Raw genomic sequence first — 15,523 nt, forward strand, 5'->3', positions numbered from 1 at the left:
GGTGAGGGGTGCGCGTGATCCGGAAATGTCGCACCCCTCACCCCAACCCTCTCCCGAACGGGAGAGGGGGCGCGTCGGCTCCGGCCGGCTGCGGGGTGCGGCCACTCCGGATGTGCCCCCGCTCACTCCGCCGCGCGGGCGCGCCGGCCCGGCACCAGCGCCTCGACGGCGCCGGGGAGCTCGCTGAAATGCGAGATCACCCGATCCGGCCCGAGCTCCTCGACCGGGGTGTCCGTGTAGCCGAAGGTCACCGCCACGACCGGAATCCCGGCCGCCTTGGCGGCGTCCACGTCCGAGCGGGAATCGCCCACCATGACGGCGCGGGCCGGGTCGCCCTTCGCCCGCTCGATCGTCGCGGTGATGTGGCGCGGGTCCGGCTTGAAGAACGGGAAGGTGGCCCGGCCGCAGATCGCCGCGAAGCGCTGCCCGATCCCGAGCCGGTCGAGGAGAGCGACCGCGTGCTCCTCCACCTTGTTGGTGCAGACCGCGAGCAGGAACCCGTCCGCCTGCAGGCGGTCGAGGGCCTCGACGAGTCCGTCGTAGAGGTGGGAATGGTCGCACAGATGCGCGCCGTAATGCTCCAGGAACGCCTCGAACAGCCGCTCCAACCGGTCCGTCGGGAGCGGCTCGCCGGCCGCCGAAAAGCCCCGCTGGATCAGCGCATTGGCGCCGGCGCCGATCATGTCGCGGGCCTCCTCCAGCGGCAGCGCCGGCAGGCCCTCGCGCCGCAGCAGCACGTTGAGGGTGCCGACGAGGTCCCCCGCGGTCTCGGCGAGCGTGCCGTCGAGGTCGAACACGGCGATGGGCGGCAGGGATGTCATGGCAGGTCCGGTCTCGGGGGCGGGGCGCGGGCGGCGTGTCCCGGCCTCGCTAGCGGGGCCCGCCCGCCCGATCAAGCAGGGGGTGATGCCAGGGGGCAGCCGCGCGCTGCGGGCGCGGCTGCCCAAACCTCGCCCGAAAGCTCGCCGAAGGGGTGCCACCGCCTCCTCGCGAGACCCGACATGCGTACCCTCCTGACGATCCTCGCGGCGCTCCACGCCGCGCCCGCGCTCGCCGCCTCCTTCGAGTTCGTGCCCGCCCCCCAGATCGACCTCAACCGCGTCTACCGGATCGACAAGATCACCGGGGAGGTCACCTCCTGCCAGTACGGCCTGCGCGAGGGCGGCGGCATCGGCCAGACCCTGTGCTTCGGCGCGGGCGAGGGCGCGACCGCGCAGACGCCCTCCGAGTACGGCCTCGTCGCCTCCCGCCACACCCGCGAGGCGGGCGTGTTCCGGGTCAACTACCGCACCGGCGAGATGAGCATCTGCTACGTGCAGGTGAAGGAGGAGGTGGTGGTCTGCACGCAGCAGGCGAATCCCACCGCCGGCGGCACCGGCGAGGCGCCGACGACCGGCCCGGCGCCGGGCCGCGCCGGCCCGAGCGCCACCCCCCCGCAGGGCGGCCGGCCCTGAGGCAAGGCCGCGTCGTGATCGAACGGCGGCTTTTGCCCGCGCGGCGCGCGTGCTAACGGCCGCCGTCGACCCCGTGAGCCGACCCCGCGAGGCCCCAGCCGTGGCAGACATGCGCGCACCCCCATCCATCACCGCCGGAGGCCCCCGTTGAGCGGACCCGATCTGCGCAAGGCCGCGGCCGCCCGCGCGCTGGACCTCGTCCGCCCCGGCATGCGGCTGGGGCTCGGCACCGGCTCCACCGCCAACGCCTTCGTCGCGCTGCTCGGCGAGCGCGTCCGGGCAGGGCTCGACATCGTGGGCGTGCCGACCTCGGAGGCCACGCACGCGGCCGCCGCCGGCGCCGGCATCCGCCTCGCGACCCTCGACGAGGTCCCCGAGCTCGACCTGACCATCGACGGCGCCGACGAGGTCGACGGGCGGCTCCGGCTCATCAAGGGCGGCGGGGCCGCGCTCCTGCGCGAGAAGATCGTGGCCTGCGCCAGCCGCCGCATGGTGGTGATCGCGGACGCGGCCAAGCGCGTCGAGACGCTCGGCCGCTTCCCGCTGCCGATCGAGGTGAACCCGTTCGGGCTCGCCGCCACGCAGCTGGCGGTCGAGGCGGCCGTCGCGCGCTCCGGCTGCGCGGGCGCGGTGTCGCTGCGCCGCACGCAGGCGGGCGACCCGCTCAGGACCGACGGCGGCCACCACATCCTCGACGCCCATCTCGGCCGCATCCCCGACCCGGAGGCCCTGTCGACGGCGCTCTGGGCCGTGCCCGGCGTCGTCGAGCACGGCCTGTTCCTCGGCATCGCGGACGCCGCGATCCTCGCGGCCGACCGCGACGGCAGCGCCGAGGTCACGGTCCTCGGCACCCTCGACTGACCGACCCCCTCCACCCCTCCCGGGCGCCGCGTCCCCGCGCGCCGGATCACCGCAGACAGAACCAGACGAAGCTCGGAGCGCCCGCCATGTCACGCCGCATCCTCGCCGCCGCCCTGGCGAGCCTCCTCGCCGCCGGCCTCCAGGTCACGGGGTCCGGCGCGGCCCTCGCGCAGGCGAACAAGCCCGCGGGGAAGCCCGCCGCGGCCGCGCCGGCGACGCCCGCCGCGCCCGCGCTCTCCCCGAACCACCTCGCCCTCGCCCGCGAGGTGATGCTGGGCTCGGGCATCGCCCGCTCGTTCGACTCGATCATCCCGGCCTTCGCCGAGCAGATCCGCAAGCAGGCGATCACCCGGCCCGAGCTGCAGAAGGACCTGGAGGAGGTGCTGACGGCGCTCGAGCCCGAGATGGAGCTGCAGAAGCAGCGCATGATCGGCGTCGCCGCCAACATCTACGCCCGGCAGCTCAGCGAGGCGGAGCTTCAGGACGTCGCGAACTTCTTCCGCTCGCCCGCGGGCAAGCGCTACGTGCAGACGCAGCCGCAGGTGCTCGACGAGATGGTCGGCGCCATGCAGACCTGGACGCAGGACGTCTCGGAATACGTCATGGTCCGGGTGCGCGCCGAGATGGGCAAGCGCGGCCACCAGCTCCAGTGACGCGCCCGCGGGGGTCCGGCCCGGCTGGACCTCCGGCACTCGGATCGCCACGTGCCCGCAGGGCGCGGGCGCCGGCAAGCAGGATGAGCGCATGAGCGAAACTTTCGACGTCGACCTCTTCGTGATCGGGGGCGGCTCCGGCGGCGTGCGCGCGGCGCGGATCGCGGCGGGCTACGGGGCCCGCGTCAAGCTCGCGGAGGAGTACCGGGTCGGCGGCACCTGCGTCATCCGCGGCTGCGTCCCGAAGAAGCTGATGGTCTATGCCGGCCGCTTCGCCGACGAGTTCGAGGACGCGGCGGGCTTCGGCTGGAGCGTGCCCGAGCCGCGCTTCGACTGGTCGGTGCTCAAGCGGCGGCGCGATGCCGAGGTGACCCGCCTGGAGGGCATCTACGACACCAACCTGATGCGCGCGGGCGTCGAGATCGTGCCCGAGCGCGCCGTCATCGAGGACGCCCACACGGTGCGCCTCCTCGGCAGCGGGCAGCGGGTGCGCGCCCGCTTCATCCTCGTGGCGGTCGGCGCCTCGCCGGTGAAGGAGCCGGTGATCCCGGGGGCGGAGCTCGCCATCACCTCGAACGAGGTCTTCGACCTGGAGACCCGGCCGGACCGCATCCTCGTGGTCGGCGGCGGTTACATCGCCGTCGAGTTCGCGGGCGTGTTCGCGGGCCTGGGATCCCGCACGACGCTGCTGCACCGGGGCGACCGGCTCCTGCGCGGCTTCGACGACGAGATCCGCGACGCGCTCGGCGAGGCCTATTCCAGGCGCATGGACCTGCGCCTCGGCCGCACCGTGCAGAGCCTGGAGCGCCGGGACGGCGCCGTCGCGGCCCGCCTCGACGACGGCTCCGAGATCGTGGTCGATCAGGTGCTGGTCGCCACCGGCCGCCGCCCGAACGTCGCCGGGCTCGGGCTCGAGCGCGTCGGGATCGCCCTCGACGGCGCCGGCGCCATCCCGGTCGACGCGACCTCGCGCACCACCGTGCCGTCGATCTACGCGGTGGGCGACGTCACCAACCGGGCGAACCTCACGCCCATCGCCATCCGCGAGGGCCACGCCTTCGCCGACACCGTGTTCGGCAACAAGCCCTGGTGCGTCGACCACCGCCTGATCCCGACCGCCGTGTTCTCGACGCCGGAGATCGGCGTCGTCGGCCACAACGAGGACGTGGCCCGGGACATCTACGGCCGGATCGACGTCTACAAGGCGAGCTTCCGCCCCATGAAGGCCACGCTCTCGGGCCGCGACGAGAAGGTGCTGATGAAGGTCGTCGTGGATTGCGCGAGCGACAAGGTCGTGGGCGTCCACCTCTTCGGCCACGACGCGGGCGAGATCATCCAGGCGGTCGGCATCGCGGTGACCATGGGCGCCACCAAGGCGGATTTCGACCGGACCATCGCGGTCCACCCGACCGCGAGCGAGGAGCTCGTGACCATGCGGGTTCCGGCCGTGACGAAACGCCCGGTGGCGGTGGGCTGAGGCCGCGGACGCTTCCGCACCCTCGACGCCGAGCACGGCCGGTCCATATTGGCCCCATGGGCAAGCGAGACGACGCGCAGGCGAGACGGCAGGCCATCATCGACGGGATGCTGGCCGACGCCCTGCGTCCCGCCTACACCTACCGCCTGCCCAGCCACCACGCCCTGCCGGCCGACATCCGCCACGCCGTCGACCGGCTGCTCGCCAAGGCGGAGGCCGAGCGCACCCGCTGCCTGACCTACGACGACCTCGAGGAGGCCCTGCCGCCCCGCGACGTCACGCCGGAGGATCTGGAGGCGATCTTCTGGATCCTGGCCGAGCACGGCATCGAGGTCGAGGACGGCGAGGCGGGCTGACGGGCGGGCGACCCCGCCCGGCAACGTCCCGGCGGCGCGGCGCCGGCACACTCCTAAGATGCAATAAATTATTGTTTCATCTTCAGTTGAATATTCGCCCCGGATAGACTGCATAAACGAACGATTAACCAGGGCAATACAGCTTCGATCGCGTTTCCTTACGCAATCCGACGTGATCGAACATGACGATATTGAGCAATCTCAGACTGGTCTTCAAGATCGCGATACCCATCGCGCTCACCATGGCGATCGGGGCGGGGCTGACGCTCTACGCGCGCTCGCTCCTCGTCGACCTCGCGCAGCGGACGGCGGAGATCGTCGACGTCCAGGCCGCGCGGCTCGAGGCCCTCGGCCGCGTGCAGATCGGCGTGATCGAGGCGGCGGTGATGGACCGCAACATCCTCCTGGAGACGCGGCCCGAGGCGAAGAGCCGCTTCCGGGTCCGCCAGCAGGCGGCCATGGCCGTCGCCCGGAAGGCCACCGATCGGCTCATCGCCCTGGCGCGTACGGAGGAGCGGCGCGAGGCCAACCGGAAGCTGCGCGCGGACGTCGACGGCTTCTTCGGGATCCTCGACCGCGTCGCCGAGATCAGCACGAGCGGGACGGCCGCGTCCGACGAGGCGTTCGCGCTCGCCCGGGACGTGGGCATCCCGGCCCGCCTGAAGATCCTGGAATGGCTCGACGCGCGCACCGAGTTCCTGACCAGGGAGCTGGCGAGCGCCAAGGAGCAGGCCGCTTCCGTGGCCGCGGACGGCACCCGGACGCTGATCCTCTTCGCCACCCTCGGCCTCCTCTCCGCCGCGCTCCTGGCGGGCGCCATCGTCGTCTTCGGCGTGACCCGGCCGCTCGCGAACCTCGTCGGCGTCCTGCAACGCATGGCGGGCGGCGAGTCCGATCTCGCGATCCGCGAGGCCGCGCGCGGCGACGAGGTCGGCGCGGTCGCCCGTGCCGTCGACGCCATCAAGGCGATGGTCGCCCGCAAGGCCGCCGACGAGGCCGAGCGCAAGCGCATCGCCGACGAGGCCGCCGCCGTCGAGCGCCGCCGGACCATGCTGGATCTGGCCGACCGCTTCCAGGCGGCGGTCGGGGGCATCGTCCGCACGGTCTCCGCCTCGGCCACCGAACTCCAGGCCACGGCCCAGCAGATGACGGCCACCGCCGCCGAGACGGCGAGCCAATCGACCACGGTGGCGGCCGCCGCCGAGCAGGCGGCCGGGAACGTGGGCACGGTCGCCGCCGCGGCGCAGGAACTCGGCGCCTCCGTCGCCGAGATCGGGCGCCAGGCGTCCGGCTCCGCCGATCTCGCCGCCGGCGCGGTGCGGGAGGCCGATGCCACCGCCCATCTCGTGCAGGACCTGAGCGAGGCGGCCGGGCGCATCGGCAGCATCGTCGGCCTGATCTCGAACATCGCGGGCCAGACCAATCTCCTGGCCCTCAACGCCACGATCGAGGCGGCGCGCGCCGGCGAGGCGGGGCGCGGCTTCGCGGTCGTCGCCACCGAGGTCAAGGAGCTCGCCGCCCAGACCGGCCGGGCGACGGAGGAGATCGGCGGTCAGGTCGGCCAGATCCAGGGCTCGATGCAGGAGGCGGTCCGGGCGATCGGGGCGATCTCGGGCCGCATCCAGGACATAAGCGCCGTGGCGAACGCGATCTCCTCCGCCGTCGAGGAGCAGAACGGCGCCACCTCGGAGATCGTCCGCAACGTCACCCAGGCGGCCGCGGGCACGCACGAGGTGACGAGCAACATCGCGGGGGTCGCGGGCGCGGCCGAGGAGACCGGGGCGGCGGCGAGTCAGGTGCTCGCCTCGGCCTCCGAGCTGTCGCGCCAGTCCGAGCGGCTCGGTCAGGAGGTGGACACGTTCCTGGCCACGGTCCGAGCCGCCTGAGCCGGCCTCTCGCTTCTCCCCGCAAACCCTCCTATAAGCCGCGCTCGCGCGCGGCTTTCCCGCGCGCGCGGTCAGGCGGACGAGGTGCCTGGGAGACGAACATGGGCGAGCGTTGGACACCGAAGACTTGGCGCGACCTGCCGATCCAGCAGGTGCCGGCCTATCCGGACGCCGCCGCGCTCCAGGGCGTGGAGGCCCAACTCGCGAGCTTTCCGCCCCTCGTCTTCGCCGGTGAGGCGCGCAAGCTGAAGGCGTCGCTGGCCCGCGTCGCGGCCGGGGAGGCGTTCCTGCTCCAGGGCGGCGACTGCGCCGAGAGCTTCGACGAGCACTCCGCCGACAACATCCGCGACTTCTTCCGCGTCTTCCTGCAGATGGCGCTGGTGCTCACCTTCGCGGGCGGCTCGCCCGTGGTGAAGGTCGGCCGCATCGCCGGGCAGTTCGCCAAGCCGCGCTCCTCGCCCACCGAGACGCTCGACGGGGTCGCTCTGCCGAGCTACCGCGGCGACATCATCAACGGGCTGACCTTCTCGGAGGAGGCGCGCGTCCCCGATCCGCGCCGCCAGCTCGAGGCCTACCGCCAGTCGGCGGCGACGCTGAACCTCTTGCGCGCCTTCGCCACCGGCGGCTACGCCAACCTCGAGAACGCGCATCGCTGGATGCTCGGCTTCGTGAAGGACTCGCCGCAATCCTCCCGCTACCAGGACGTGGCGGAGCGGATGAGCGATGCGCTCGACTTCATGCGCGCCATCGGCATCAACCCGGAGACGCACCAGGAGGTGCGCACCACCGATTTCTTCACGAGCCACGAGGCGCTGCTGCTCGGCTACGAGGAGGCGCTGACCCGCGTCGATTCGACGAGCGGCGACTGGTACGCCACCTCGGGCCACATGCTCTGGGTGGGCGACCGCACGCGCCAGCCCGACCACGCGCATATCGAGTACGCCCGGGGCATCAGGAACCCGATCGGCCTCAAGTGCGGGCCCTCGATGACGGCGGATGGCCTCATCCGCCTCATCGACGTGCTGAACCCCGACGACGAGGCCGGGCGCCTGACGCTGATCTGCCGCTTCGGCGCGGACAAGGTGGGCGAGCACCTGCCGGGCCTGATCCGGGCCGTGGAGCGCGAGGGCCGCAAGGTCGTCTGGGCCTGCGACCCGATGCACGGCAACACCATCGCGGCCGGCCGCTACAAGACGCGGCCCTTCGAGCGGGTGATGCAGGAGATCGAGGGCTTCTTCGGCGTGCACCGCGCCGAGGGCACGGTGGCCGGCGGCATCCACCTGGAGATGACCGGCAAGGACGTCACCGAGTGCACGGGCGGCGCCCGGGCGCTCACCGCGGACGACCTGCAGGACCGCTACCACACCTACTGCGACCCGCGCCTCAACGCGGAGCAGGCCCTGGAGGTCGCCTTCCTGACGGCCGAGCTCGTCAAGCGCGAGCGCGCGGCCTTCGAGCGGCCGCGCCTCGACGCGGCCGAGTGAGCCTGACGATCAGGGGCGCCGCGGTGATCCGCGGCGCCGCCCGCGTCAGTGCAACCAGTTGGTGAAGAAGTAGATCAGCAGGATGATCGGGAGCGGAATCCCGATCAGCCAGAGAAGGCCGCCCTTCAGCATTGCAACTCTCCGTTGAAACTTAGCTCGCTTCAACGGACGGGGGCGTTTTGCGGTTCCTGGCGCGGCGCGCGCGCCCTGTGGAACACCCTGCGGGCCGGCACGGCGCGCCTCCTCCAGCCACTGAAAATTCGCGCGCGTTGCGGAAGCGCTGCTGGAGCGGAGGCCCCCGCGCAGCTAAGCTTGGGCATGCCCATCGCCCTCCTGCGTCGGCCCGATCCGGATCATCTCGAGGTTGCCCACGCGGGCGAGACCTTCCGCGTCTGCCTGCGTCGGCGCCCGGCGGCGCGGCGCTTGACCCTGCGCGTCTCGCAAGCCACCGGCGAGGTCATCCTCACCCTGCCGTCGCGCACCGCGATCCCCACGGCGCAGCGTTTCGCCGAGAGCCACGGCGGCTGGATCGCGGCCCGGCTCGCGCGCGTGCCCGCCAAGGTGCCGTTCGCACCGGGCGCCGTGCTGCCGCTGCGGGGCGTGCCGCACCGGATCGAGCAGCGCGGCCTGCGCAGCGGCGCGACCCGGATCGAGCGGGTCGGCGAGGAGGCGGTCATCTCCGTCTCCTGCGAGACGGACTTCGTCGCCCGGCGGGTCAGGGACTGGCTGCAGCGCGAGGTCCGCGCCGACCTCGCGGTCGCGGTCGCGCGCTACGCGGCGGCGCTGGGGCAGGGGCCGACGCGCATCACCGTGCGCGACACCCGCAGCCGCTGGGGCTCCTGCACGGCGCGCGGCGAGCTCAACTTCTCCTGGCGCCTGATCCTGGCGCCGCCCCTCGTGCTCGACTACCTCGTCGCCCACGAGATGGCGCACCTGCGCGAGATGAACCATTCCCCGCGCTTCTGGGCGCTCGTCGGCGAGATCTGCCCGAACGTCGACGAGGCGGAAGCCTGGCTGAAGCGCAACGGCGCGAGCCTCCACCGCTACGGCTGAGCGGCGGCGGCTCTGCGGCCCGCCCCTTCCGTTCGGGCGGACGTCAGCCCGTGCCGCCGAGCCCGTGCCGCTCAGCCCTTGGCGCGCAGCACGCGCTCGCGGGAGACCCGCTCCACCGGCCAGGTCGGGCGCGGGTCGACCTCGCCGGGGTTCTGGGTGCGCGGCGCCACGCTGTCGCAGAGTTCGCGCTGGCGCACGATCACGGCGTGGCCGTAGGCGTCCCGCCGGCGGATGAAGCCGCCGTCCCGGCAGAAGCCGGCGATCTCGGCCGAGGAGCCGGCGCGCCGCCCGTACGGGTTCCGGGAGACCGGGGGGTGCTCCACCGTCAGCGTCGCTGTGGTGTTCAGCGAGCGCTCGACATAGGTCGTCTCGCCCACGGGGAGGCCCTGGGCGCAGGCCGGCGCGAGGCCGGCGACGAGGAGAAAGGCCGGCAGGAGGATGTGACGCATGGGAGGACTCGATCCGGGACAGAACCGCACGTTCCCCCAATCTAGAGCTTGGCCGCGCCGAGGGGTAGCACAATGTGGCGAAAATGAGCCTCGCCGCATCGCTTGACAGGGCACGGCCCAGCATGGTCGGAACACCGGGCTCTCGGCCCCGCGCCCGTTCCGGCGCCGGGGTGCTCCAGCAAGGATGTGTGGCGTGGGTCTGCGCAAGTGGCTCGATCGTGTCCGGCGCCTCGTCGCGCCCCTCGCCGTCGCGCTCACCTGTCTTTCCGGGCTCGCGCCCACAGGGGCGCTGGCGCAGGGCACGGTGCGCAAGACCTTCGACGACTGGCAGCTCCGCTGCGAGACCCCGGCGGGCGCCAAGGCGGAGCAGTGCGCGCTCGTCCAGTATCTCGCCGCCGAGGACCGGCCGAACCTCAGCCTCGTCGTCATCGTCCTGAAGACCGCCGACAACCGCGGCTACCTGCTGCGGGTCGTGGCGCCGCTGGGCATCCTGCTGCCCTCCGGGCTCGGCCTGAAGATCGACCAGACCGATATCGGGCGCGCGGGCTTCGTGCGCTGCCTGACCACGGGCTGCGTCGCCGAGGTCGTCATGGACGAGAACCTGATCCGGCAGTTCAAGGCCGGCACGCAGGCGACCTTCATCGTGTTCCAGACGCCGGAGGAGGGGGTGGGCATCCCGCTCTCGATGAAGGGCTTCGGCACCGGCTTCGACAACCTGAAGTAGCTACGCCGATGAGAGGCGCGCGAGGCGGCGGGAGGAGGGTGTGATGCGTGTTCGGCTGACAGCGTGCGTTCCGGCGCTCCTTCTGGCGCTCGCCGCGACCGGGGCCCGCGCCGAGGACGGCAACTTCCTCAGCAACATCTTCAAGTACGGCGGCCCCACGGTGCCGCCCTCCCAGCCGAAGGAGCTGGAGGCGCCCTACTGCCCGCCGGTCGGCGTCTCGGAGGGCGGTGCCGCCCTGCAGACGCTCGCCGGCCGCACGGCCGACAAGCCGAACATCCGCACGCAGATCACGCTCGGTCGGCTCGCCCGCGAGTGCACCCGCCGGGAGGACGGCTCGATCACCGTGAAGGTCGGCGTCGAGGGGCGCGTCCTTCTCGGACCGGCCGGCGCGCCCGGCCGCTTCGACGTCCCGCTCACCATCGCCATCAAGTCGGACGAGAAGGTCGTCACCTCCCGCTTCCGCCGCATCGCGACGACCGTGGCTCCCGGCGAGGCGCAGGGCTTCTTCTCGGTGATCGAGGAGGACATCACGGTCCCGGCCGCCATGACCCGCGACTACGAGATCGAGGTCGGCCTCGGCGGCAGCGGGCCGAAGGCGGCCAAGCCGGCCCCGCGCCGCAAGGCGCCGGTGGCCGCCGCTCCGGCCTCTCCCGAGCAGACCGGCGCGAGCCAGTGAGGGCGGCCCGGCCGCCCGCGGCCTGACGGCGCCCGGCATGGCGACACCGGCGGGTGCGCGGCCCTGGCTCGGCCGCGAGACGCCCTTCACCCTCGAGCCGGGCGACGATCCCGTCTTCGACCGCCGCCTCGTGCTGTCGCGGCCGGGGGCGGGGAACTGGGTCACGCTCAGCTTCCGGGGCGATCCGGCCGCCCCGCCGCTGCGCCCGATGCTGCGGCTGATGCGCGCCGACCATCACGCCGAGGAATTCCTGCTTCCAGGCGTCGTCGCCGGCACCGCGCACTGGCTCGGGCTGCTGCCCGCGGACCTGCGCGCGATCGGCCTCGCGCTGGGGCCGGGCACCCTCCTGACGCGGGTCGGACTGCGCACGCAGGCGAGCGTCTTCGCCGAGTGTTTCCTCAAGCGGCCGAAGCGCTTGATCCCCGCCCTCTACACCTTCGCGCGCCGCGACGAGCGCCGTTTCCGGGACATCCTCCGGGGGGCCTGCGCGGTCACGCCGCTCGCCCGCTACGACGCCTGGGCGGCCGCGCGGGCGTGCACGCCGACCATCACACCCGCAAACCCGGCTTTTCGCGTCCGCGCGATCATCGCCGCCGCGGCAGGGGAGGGGGGGCTCGGCGACACGCTCGCCTCGCTCGCCGCCCAGTCCCATACGTCCTGGCAGGCGACCATCCTGCACGGTCCCGGCAGCCGTCCCCTCCACGCGCACGACCCCCGCATCGACCAGCGCCCCTTTCGGGATGGGGACAGCCTCGCGGATCTCTGCGCCGACGCCGACGCGCTCCTCCACCTCGTGCCCGGCGACGCTCTGCGGGCCGACGCGCTGGCGCTCCTCGCCTCCTGCCTCTCCGGCCGGCCGGACCTCGATCTCGCCTACGCCGACGCGACAGGGCCCGATGGCTGTCCCATCCTGAAGCCGGACTGGAGCCCCGACCTCGCCCTCGCCACGGGCTATGTCGGACGCCCCGCGCTGCTGGCCGCGCCCCTGGTGGCCCAGCTCCAGAGGCCGGTCGCGGATCCGGCCGCGCTCCGTTCCGCGATGGCGGTGACGACGGCCTCGGCCCGCCAGGCCGCGCACGTCCCGCAGGTCCTTTGCCGGATGGCGGCAGCGGCGGAGATGCCGTCTGCCGACGGCGTGTCCCGCCACTTCTCCGAGGCGGGTATTCGCGCCACGGCCGAGCCGCGGCGGGAGGGCCTCCGCCTGGTCTGGCCGCTGCCTGAGCCAGTGCCGAAGGTCACGGTCGTCATCCCCTCGCGCGACCGGCTCGACCTGATCTCCCGCGCCTGCCGCGGCGTCCTGCACGAGACCGCCTACGCGCCCCTCGAGCTCGTCATCGTCGACAACGGCTCGACCGATCCCGGCGTGCTCTCCCACTACGAGGCACTGCGCCAGGACAGGCGCGTCCGGATCGTGCCCTATCCCGCGGCCTTCAACTTCTCCGCCATGGTCAATGCCGGCGTCGCGGAGGCGTCGGGCGACGTGGTGGTCCTCCTCAACAACGACGTCGCCGTGCTGGAAGCCGGCTGGCTCGAGGCGATGGTAAGGCAGGTATCCCGCCCGGAGGTGGGGGCGGTCGGCGCCAAGCTCCTCTACGGCGACGGCCGCCTGCAGCACGCTGGCGTCGTCGTCGGGCTCGGCGGCCGGGCCGGGCACACGCTCCGCCGGCGGGCCCCGGTGACGCCCGGCCGCCTCGGACAGTTGCGGGTGGCGCACGAAGTCTCGGCGGTGACGGCCGCCTGTCTCGCCGTGAGCCGGGCGCGCTACGAGGCCGTCGGCGGCTTCGACGCCGAGACGTTCCCGATCGACTTCAACGACGTCGATTTCTGCCTGCGCCTCGGCTCTCGGGGATGGAAGACGGTCTGGACGCCCGAGGCGGTCCTCGCCCATCTCGAATCCGTCAGCCGGGGTCCGGCAGTGGGCGCCGCGCGCCGCCGCTTCGAGGCGGAGGCGGCGCGCTTCTCGGAACGCTGGCGAGGCGCCATCCGCCACGATCCATTCTACCACCCCGCCCTGTCGGTCACGACCTTCGGCGAGGATCTGGAGTGAGACAGCAGAAGGGGCCGCCGCTCGCGCGGGGCCCCTCGGATGCCGCGGTCTCTGCCTGCCGGCTCGTCACTGGACGAGGCGCGGTCCCCCGGTCTGCACCTTCTCGTTCTCGGACATGATGCCGAGGCGCTTGGCGACCTCGGTGTAGGCCTCGATCAGGCCGCCCAGATCCTTCCGGAACCTGTCCTTGTCGAGCTTGTCCGAGGACTTGATGTCCCAGAGGCGGCAGGAATCCGGTGAGATCTCGTCCGCCACGACGATGCGCATCAGGTCGCCTTCCCAGAGGCGGCCGGTCTCCATCTTGAAGTCGACGAGGCGGATGCCGACGCCGAGGAACAGGCCCGACAGGAAGTCGTTCACCCGGATCGCGAGCGCCATGATGTCGTCGATCTCCTGCGGCGTCGCCCAGCCGAAGGCGGTGATGTGCTCCTCCGAGACCATCGGATCATTGAGCTGGTCGTTCTTGTAGTAGAACTCGATGATCGAGCGCGGCAGTTGCGTGCCCTCTTCCAGGCCGAGCCGGGTCGCCAGCGAGCCCGCCGCCACGTTGCGGACCACCACCTCGAGAGGGATGATCTCCACCTCGCGGATCAGCTGCTCGCGCATGTTCAGGCGCCGGATGAAGTGGGTCGGCACGCCGATGTCGTTGAGGTGCTGGAAGACGAACTCCGAGATCCGGTTGTTCAGCACGCCCTTGCCGTCGATAACCTCGTGCTTCTTCGCGTTGAAGGCGGTCGCGTCGTCCTTGAAGTGCTGGATGAGCGTTCCGGGCTCGGGACCCTCGTAGAGGACCTTCGCCTTGCCCTCGTAGATGCGACGGCGGCGGTTCATAGGCGTGTACCGTGGTTTGAGGAAGTCCATAAGCCGTGACTCCTTGGCGACCGAACGATGTGCGGAATCCGCGGCGTGGCGACCTGATCTGAGGCCGGGCCGCACGCGCTTATCGTTGCCGATCGCCACCGGCGGCCGGCAGCCAAAGTACCCGAAGCGGGTTTGCAGCACAACGCGCCGGCCTTGCGCACGATCCGCTCGCGCACGGCGCGTGAGGCACGGCGGAAGGCTTGGCGGAGTGCGCGCCCAGCCCCGTCAGAGGGTTTTCGACGGGTAGCGGCAGAGGTCGTTGATAGGGCAGCGCGGGCACTCGGGACGTCGCGCCTTGCAGATGTAGCGGCCGAACAGGATCAGCCAGTGATGGGCGTTGAGCCGGTAAGCCGGCGGCACGATGCCTTCGAGGCCCGCTTGGACCTTGTCTGTCGTCGGTGCGACGACCAGCGGAATCCGGTTCGACACGCGGAAGATATGGGTGTCGACCGCGATCGTCTCGACGCCGAACGCGACGTTCAGCACCACGCTCGCCGTCTTGGTGCCGACTCCAGGGAGGATCTCCAGCGCCTCGCGCGAGCGCGGTACGGCCCCACCGTGCCGCTCCACCAGGATCTTCGAGAGGGCGATCACGTTCTTCGCCTTCGTGTTGAAGAGCCCGATCGTGCGGATGAAATCGCGGACCCGCTCCTCGCCGAGGGCGAGCATCTTCTCCGGTGTGTCGGCGATCGCGAAGAGGGGGGCTGTCGCGAGGTTCACGCTGCGGTCGGTCGCCTGAGCGGAGAGAACCACGGCCACAAGGAGCGTGAAGGGGTTGCGATACTCGAGCTCCGCCCGCGGCTCCGGATTCGCCGCGCGCAGCCGCGCGAAGATCTCGGCCACGGCCTCCAGTCCGACCGGTTCGGGCGCAGTGTTAACGGATGCGACGATCGGCGCCGTGAGTTCGGCCCCGACGCGTCTGTTCCGGGCGCTGATCGACTTACGGTGGGCCATGCGTGCCTTATATTGCGCGCATGGCGAGCGGCAACCTTCCTGCCCATCCGGACGGTCTCGACCCCGACAGCGTCGATCGACCCATCTTCTCGGCCACGATCCGGCCGCACCGATCCCTCGGACAGAGGGGATTTCGCGTCGTGATGGTCGGCTGCTGCCTCGTCTCCGTCGTGACCTCCATCTGGTGCATCCGGATGGGTTTCTGGCCCGTCGCCGGCTTCTTCGGCATCGACATGCTGGCCCTCTACGCGGCCCTGAAGGTCAGTGCGCGCCGCGGCCGCTCCTTCGAGGAAGTCATGATCTCGCAGATCGAGGTGCTGCTCGCGCGGGTGAGCCACAGGGGCGAGCGCCGCGAGTGGCGCTTCAATCCGCTCTGGACGAAGATCGCCAAGGTCGAGGACGAGGAGTACGGGCTTCAGCGACTGTCGTTCATCTCTCGCCGCGAAGAGGTGCTCGTCGCCCGCGACGCCTCTCCCGAGGAGCGGGCGCGCATCGCGAGAGGGCTCGACCGAGCGCTGGCTGCCGCAAAGAAGGGTTTCTGAACGACAGACCCGTCATCGACTCGTCGCAGGAAATTCATCGGCCCGT

16 protein-coding genes are annotated in these 15,523 nt (G+C 72.0%); 12 read left to right on the top strand and 4 right to left on the bottom strand.

The genetic code is table 11. The features are described from left to right. Nucleotides 1–122: 122 nt before the first annotated feature. The gene (locus MOX02_RS23115) at nucleotides 123–821 is read right to left on the bottom strand and encodes an HAD family hydrolase (protein WP_147028185.1); all 699 of its coding nucleotides are present in this window, start codon (nucleotides 819–821) and stop codon (nucleotides 123–125) included. Nucleotides 822–1,001: 180 nt separating this feature from the next. On the opposite strand from MOX02_RS23115, the gene MOX02_RS23120 reads away from it, so the two are divergent. From MOX02_RS23120 to MOX02_RS23155, 8 genes are all read left to right on the top strand, one after another. After that, on the top strand, nucleotides 1,002–1,454 hold the full coding sequence (locus MOX02_RS23120) for a hypothetical protein (protein ID WP_147028186.1): 453 nt from the start codon (nucleotides 1,002–1,004) through the stop codon (nucleotides 1,452–1,454). Nucleotides 1,455–1,601: 147 nt separating this feature from the next. Further along, nucleotides 1,602–2,315, top strand: coding sequence for a ribose-5-phosphate isomerase RpiA (gene rpiA, locus MOX02_RS23125; RefSeq protein ID WP_147028187.1), 714 nt, complete (start codon nucleotides 1,602–1,604; stop codon nucleotides 2,313–2,315). Nucleotides 2,316–2,401: 86 nt separating this feature from the next. Continuing rightward, complete coding sequence (locus tag MOX02_RS23130; RefSeq protein ID WP_147028188.1) at nucleotides 2,402–2,968, top strand: DUF2059 domain-containing protein; 567 nt, start codon at nucleotides 2,402–2,404, stop codon at nucleotides 2,966–2,968. A gap of 91 nt (nucleotides 2,969–3,059) precedes the next feature. Further along, nucleotides 3,060–4,445, top strand: coding sequence for a glutathione-disulfide reductase (gene gor, locus MOX02_RS23135; protein WP_147028189.1), 1,386 nt, complete (start codon nucleotides 3,060–3,062; stop codon nucleotides 4,443–4,445). Between the two features lie 56 nt (nucleotides 4,446–4,501). Beyond that, entirely contained in the window at nucleotides 4,502–4,801 is a 300-nt protein-coding gene (locus tag MOX02_RS23140) for an RNA polymerase sigma factor region1.1 domain-containing protein (protein ID WP_147028190.1), read from the top strand. A 182-nt stretch (nucleotides 4,802–4,983) separates the two neighbouring features. Beyond that, on the top strand, nucleotides 4,984–6,687 hold the full coding sequence (locus tag MOX02_RS23145) for a methyl-accepting chemotaxis protein (RefSeq protein ID WP_147028191.1): 1,704 nt from the start codon (nucleotides 4,984–4,986) through the stop codon (nucleotides 6,685–6,687). 101 nt (nucleotides 6,688–6,788) lie between these two features. Then, nucleotides 6,789–8,171, top strand: a complete 1,383-nt coding sequence (locus MOX02_RS23150) for a class II 3-deoxy-7-phosphoheptulonate synthase (RefSeq protein WP_147028192.1) — start codon at nucleotides 6,789–6,791, stop codon at nucleotides 8,169–8,171. Nucleotides 8,172–8,489: 318 nt separating this feature from the next. Further along, nucleotides 8,490–9,224, top strand: coding sequence for a M48 family metallopeptidase (locus MOX02_RS23155; RefSeq protein WP_147028193.1), 735 nt, complete (start codon nucleotides 8,490–8,492; stop codon nucleotides 9,222–9,224). Nucleotides 9,225–9,295: 71 nt separating this feature from the next. Here MOX02_RS23155 and MOX02_RS23160 read toward each other — a convergent pair whose 3' ends face one another. Then, nucleotides 9,296–9,673, bottom strand: coding sequence for a hypothetical protein (locus tag MOX02_RS23160; protein WP_147028194.1), 378 nt, complete (start codon nucleotides 9,671–9,673; stop codon nucleotides 9,296–9,298). Nucleotides 9,674–9,857: 184 nt separating this feature from the next. Here MOX02_RS23160 and MOX02_RS23165 point away from each other — a divergent pair, with 184 nt between their 5' ends. From MOX02_RS23165 to MOX02_RS23175, 3 genes are read left to right on the top strand one after another with little or no spacing between them, the layout of a single operon-like run. Beyond that, a complete protein-coding gene (locus MOX02_RS23165; RefSeq protein WP_147028195.1) occupies nucleotides 9,858–10,397 on the top strand; it encodes an invasion associated locus B family protein in 540 nt (179 codons plus the stop codon). Between the two features lie 43 nt (nucleotides 10,398–10,440). Next, entirely contained in the window at nucleotides 10,441–11,073 is a 633-nt protein-coding gene (locus MOX02_RS23170; RefSeq protein WP_147028196.1) for a hypothetical protein, read from the top strand. A 37-nt stretch (nucleotides 11,074–11,110) separates the two neighbouring features. After that, nucleotides 11,111–13,120 (top strand): glycosyltransferase family 2 protein, encoded by a 2,010-nt coding sequence (locus MOX02_RS23175; protein ID WP_147028197.1) that lies wholly within the window; start codon nucleotides 11,111–11,113, stop codon nucleotides 13,118–13,120. A 66-nt stretch (nucleotides 13,121–13,186) separates the two neighbouring features. On the opposite strand, the gene purC is transcribed toward MOX02_RS23175, so the two are convergent. Both purC and nth read right to left on the bottom strand, forming a co-directional pair. Next, entirely contained in the window at nucleotides 13,187–13,981 is a 795-nt protein-coding gene (gene purC, locus MOX02_RS23180; RefSeq protein WP_109891388.1) for a phosphoribosylaminoimidazolesuccinocarboxamide synthase, read from the bottom strand. 225 nt (nucleotides 13,982–14,206) lie between these two features. Further along, nucleotides 14,207–14,935, bottom strand: coding sequence for an endonuclease III (gene nth, locus MOX02_RS23185; protein ID WP_147028198.1), 729 nt, complete (start codon nucleotides 14,933–14,935; stop codon nucleotides 14,207–14,209). 20 nt (nucleotides 14,936–14,955) lie between these two features. On the opposite strand from nth, the gene MOX02_RS23190 reads away from it, so the two are divergent. Next, nucleotides 14,956–15,477 carry a DUF2244 domain-containing protein gene (locus tag MOX02_RS23190; protein WP_147028199.1) on the top strand — a complete coding sequence of 174 codons (522 nt, stop codon included), beginning with the start codon at nucleotides 14,956–14,958 and terminating at the stop codon, nucleotides 15,475–15,477. Nucleotides 15,478–15,523 lie beyond the last annotated feature (46 nt).

Source organism: Methylobacterium oxalidis (assembly GCF_007992195.1).
Classification (GTDB): Bacteria; Pseudomonadota; Alphaproteobacteria; order Rhizobiales; family Beijerinckiaceae; genus Methylobacterium; species Methylobacterium oxalidis.